Raw genomic sequence first — 4,897 nt, 5'->3', positions numbered from 1 at the left:
ACTATAAGTATTCCGCCCACACCAAAAATGGGTTTTTTGTGTAAAAATGACAAATTCATACAATCTCCTCTTAAAATAGACTACTTCATTATTAATATACTTTATTTTAAAGCGTTTTTCCACTTTTTCACTAAGATTTAACACATTTTTAACAAAAATCAAGCAAAACGGGGGGTACGCACCCATATAGGGTAGACGGAATGAGCGTTCTGGACATACGCTATGATGTGGTATTCAAAGCCGTATTTACCAGAGATACTGCTGAATCGAGAGGAGCGTTATCAGCTCTGATTTCCGCGCTTATCGGGCGTACTGTCAAAGTGGAGACAATTATCGCCAACGAGCCGCCTGTTGACGATCTGCGGCAACGGTATTTGCGCTTCGATGTCGCTTGCAAAACAGAAGAAGGCGAACCCGTAAATGTTGAAATGTCGTTTAATCCTAACGCTGATGAACTTGTTCGGCTCGAATACTATGAGGCAAAGTTATTTATCGGACAAGACATTCATGGAGAAGAAAGAATTTATAGCAATTTAAAAGAGACATATCAAATTGCTATTTTGGCAAAATCCCAATTTTTCCCTGACGAAGAACTAATACACAATTTTATTTACTATGATCCCAAAACCTGCGTCTCGCTCGGTGGAAAAACCAGAATAACCACTGTGAGGAAGGTATAGCGATGGCGACAGAAACATTATCGAAAATCACACAAGATGAAATAGAATACGCGCGTATGACTACGCTGTTAAAAAGCGAACTTGACTATCAAAGCGGAATGGTAAGCGCTAGACGAAGCGGACTTAAGGAAGGTAGGGAAGAAGCTTGTTTTGATATTGCTAGGAATCTTAAAAAGATGGGCTTGTCTGTTTCTCAAATAGCCGAAGGGACAGGGCTCTCTGCAAATACTATAGCTCAGTTGTAATACAAAAGACACAAAGCTTCTCTCTGTTAAAACAAAAAAAAGCGGGCAAACTTGCGTTTGCCCGCTGTGTTACGCGCTACGGCGTTACTTTCGTAGTGTTTGGGGTATCTCTCTAATGTCGCCTTTCAGGATTGCGCCCTCGTATACTGATGTCGTTGTCATGTAGCCAATTACTATGGTTTGGTTAAGATTTGTATTGTATGACAAGGTTGTGCCTGCAGTGTTCCATGTTGCCTTGGAGGGTAAGCCGTTACAGACAAAGTCAGAGTTATTGGGGGTTCCGCTGACAGGTACTGTCATTACTTCCCAGTTGCCTAAGAACATATTATTTTCATCTGTACCATTAGAAGTATTGGTAATAGTAGGATAAACAGATGATGCCAACCATGCGACGCGAACCGAGAGTACTGTTCCTGGGAAGGAAGCGTGAGCGTAGGTAATGTAAGGTACATACCTTGTTGTTGGAGTTGTTTCCTGCCTTACATTGATCATAAGCCTGGTTCCGGCGGAAAGGTAGGTGTCTACCCTTACAGTTTTTCTATTGCCTACATCAGGTCTGCGGGCAGCGCCGGTTCCGGTGCATGGTATATAGGTGTAATACAGACCGCCCTTGTTACTGTAATAAGCAAGGTGAATATTGTCGCCTCCATCTACCGCCATGTCAACGTATGACCCCTTGTCGGTATCAATATTCGGTGTTGTAGTCCAACTATCTATGGTAGTACTGTTAGTGCCTGATACCGTCGCAGCATAGGCAATGTTTAAGTTTTTATTTGTATTGCTGTAATAGGCAACAACCGGTATGCCGTTGCTAAGTATGCCTGCCGCTGAAAACTCACTGCCTGCCGTGCTAACTTCTTTCTTAAATGTATTATTAATAGTATTTTGATTATTATTACCTGCAGTAGTAGTAATACTACTGGTACTATTGCTACCTACACTTACGAATACAACCTCGTTTCTTCCGGCATCGCTGTCATAATAGCTTAATAAAACTTTGTCGTTACCGTTTGCTCTATCATCTGCGGCAGACTGAACCGCTATACGCGGGTACGCAAAACGATCATCATGGGCGGATGAGTCTGTCGCGTAAATACGGATATCACCATGAGCACCATAATTGGTACCATTAACAGTAGAAGTGCCGGTATGACCGCTAACGCTGTTAGTACCATCGTTATTACTAAATCCTAATTGGAAACCTCTGTTATAGGTCGCGCCTGAGCTTAGATCCGTGCCGGTCGCGTAGAATGAGGCGTTTCTTCCGCCGGTTCCGATACTGGTATAAACCATTCTGTTTGTAGCCGCAATTCCAAGTTCAATAATAGTATTGTTTTTTAGCACCCTTAATCTTCCTGAGCTCTGCGTATTATAGAAACCATGGCTAATAAGCCTGTTGCCGTCTTTATCCAACCTCATAAATGGATAGGAAACATCTTTCATAGCTATATTTACAGACGTTCCTGAAGGGGTGTTATTAAATCCGTCAGTTGTTGTATAGTATGTTCCGTTGTGAAATAAATCCCCGGTGTTCCACACATAGATATAACGGCTGTTGTCAAGAATGTTGTTGTTTACATTGTTTGGCTCTTTATTATAAGCAACGGTTTTGTTCTTTGCGGCGTTGTTATTAAAAGAAGCAATAGAGGCTACTGTAACGGTAAGGTCTCCTGAAGTAGCAGCTGTGGGAATACTGGTATTTATGACTGTTCCATTATTTGAACCTGTTGAAAGCGCGACAGTGCCTATTGTAGCGTTACTAACCGCGTTACCTAGATTAAAGCCACTTATTTTGAAATTAGTTTCGCCTTCGCGTACAGGGTAGCCGCCTAAAGCCGATCTGTTAAAGACGGAAGGCGTCGAAGAGTATGCGTCACTAAGCGAGGTATATACTTCCGATATATAGGGAACAATATGAACATTCTGTATTGAGAAAGTTGCAGTTGCATTAGTACTGTTAATATCATAAACTCTAAAGGTAATTTTAACATTGTTCTCGGCGTTTGTGGCGGCAGTCTTAATCTTTGAACTGTCCCACAGAAACTGCCATACAAGGGTTTGTCCATACGCGAGAGTGTATTGCGGAACGTCAGATTCATTATAAACTAACCTAAATTCCCTTTCCCCTACTACATAATTATTATTATTATTGTCAGGTTTAAGCAGACCGTCAGAGTTGTCTCTGATAGCTATATTAAACTCACCGCCATTGTAAATATTAGCGTTACTGCTATTTTGAATCTGAACAGTAATTTTTGCTATACGGTGGTTATCATTAACTTTACCGTTAAATATTACTTTGCCGCTAATGTACGCGTGCGTATTAGGAGAAGAATGCTCCTGATACTGAACATAACCGTTTTTGACTCCCGTTGTCGTTGTATCAACATAATCGGAGTAAACGGCGTCTGCTAATGCCGTAAGAACATTGTTATCATAGTTTGCGATATTTGCTACTAATGATACCGGTTTATGTCTCCGACCAAAATTAGCTACTTCAATTTTTGGCAGTATATTATCTGTATTGGCTACAGAGACAGTAAGCAAGAACGCCTGAGCCAGTTGGTCATACTCGGCATTAACAGGAAGGTTGTTGTTTTGGCTAGCAGTTAAAGTAGTGTCGTATACCTTTGCAATAAACAGCCCATCTGTTCTATCTGTAACGCCTGAAAAATTAAGAAAATCAACATAGGTAGATCCAGTAACTACGTTTACCGCTGCCATCGTTGCTACTGTAGTAAATTGATAAACAGTAGCTGATCCTTGACCGGTAGATGACGCTACAAAGACTGTGTTTTGGTAATTATTCGGGGCGCCAAACTTGGTAAAGTCGGTGTTTTGCGCGGTTGAGGCAATTTGATAAACATAGCCCCTTTGCATATTTGTAACGGGAATTGCAGTATTATTTCTTGTAACGTAGGAAATCGTAGCCTTTTTCTGACCATTACCTTTATCAAGTGTCAGTTTGACTCCTAAACGGGTGTTGCGAATTCTGAATTCCTCGTCAGGAAACACATTCCTGTTGGTGGCTTCAGAAGTAGTATTAACAGCAAAGTCTTGATCTCGGTACTCGCTAGGGGCAACAGTTCCGTTAAAATTGATATCTGTTCCAATGTTAATAGAGGTAATACGCGGTTTGTTGTTTTCGATAAAGATATCTTTTTGATAGTGGGTGGCGTTACCGGCTTTGTCCATTACGACATAATGCACTATATACGGACCGTCTGGGAATCGTTGAGTGGTGGTAAGTCTATCGGTAATCATCATTCTTGCTCCCCAGGTTATCTCTGTCAAGCCGATCCATCTTTCGCCATATGTTCCGTCGTTATCATAGTCTTGTTCATTATCATTTTCCGCGTAATCAATGACCATTGCGGCGGGAGATGTCCATTTGGGGACAGAGACAGTTCCACTGTTAACAAGCTTTGGCATTGAAAAACCGGTTAGCGCGTTTGGCGCTACAGTACTAGAGCTCCATCCGCTTTTTGCGGTATCCATTGCAGGATATCCTATAAAATCTGAAGTAGCAGCCGTTGAGCCGTCCGGTTTAAGCATAGCTTGAGTTCCTGTTACACTTCTGCCTGTCCAATTTGTAGTATTAGTATAATTTATTTGCGCTTTTTCAAAGTATACTACTACGCGCTCCAACCCTTGGGTTGAGTCGGAAGTTGTGCTCCAGTCCTGCGCTTCTCCCTGAACAAGGAAGTATTTGGGTATAGTTTTATCGTCATATGCCATAGTAGGAGTTTCAATTGTTGAAACGGGGTAGAAGTTGTCAATGCTTATTCTGAAATTATTTGTTGTAGAAAAATGACTTTCCGAATTGTCATCAACAGTTATTTCCAGATTCATAATGCCGGTATTTCCGTAATTAACTTTAGCAATGGAGTCGACGGCTGTTGAATCAACGGTAATTGTAAGGGTTTTTTCTTGCCGAGTCCCATTCATTGCAGGCGCTGAAAGCGCCCATAC

Annotated in this window: 3 protein-coding genes; 2 read left to right on the top strand and 1 reads right to left on the bottom strand. The window is 41.5% G+C overall.

Going from position 1 to position 4,897, the window contains the following annotated elements; translation table 11 throughout:
• Positions 1-200 precede the first annotated feature (200 nt).
• Both ACYVTD_RS09720 and ACYVTD_RS09715 read left to right on the top strand, forming a co-directional pair.
• Positions 201-680 (top strand): PD-(D/E)XK nuclease family transposase, encoded by a 480-nt coding sequence (locus tag ACYVTD_RS09720; protein WP_461247580.1) that lies wholly within the window; start codon positions 201-203, stop codon positions 678-680.
• A 2-nt stretch (positions 681-682) separates the two neighbouring features.
• A complete protein-coding gene (locus tag ACYVTD_RS09715; RefSeq protein ID WP_461247579.1) occupies positions 683-925 on the top strand; it encodes a hypothetical protein in 243 nt (80 codons plus the stop codon).
• 84 nt (positions 926-1,009) lie between these two features.
• Here ACYVTD_RS09715 and ACYVTD_RS09710 read toward each other — a convergent pair.
• Positions 1,010-4,897 (bottom strand): autotransporter outer membrane beta-barrel domain-containing protein (locus ACYVTD_RS09710; protein ID WP_461247578.1); only part of this gene is annotated, 3,888 nt, incomplete at its 5' end.

This window comes from Treponema sp. R6D11, from assembly GCF_054786075.1.
This window is presented reverse-complemented; position numbering and strand designations above follow the sequence as displayed.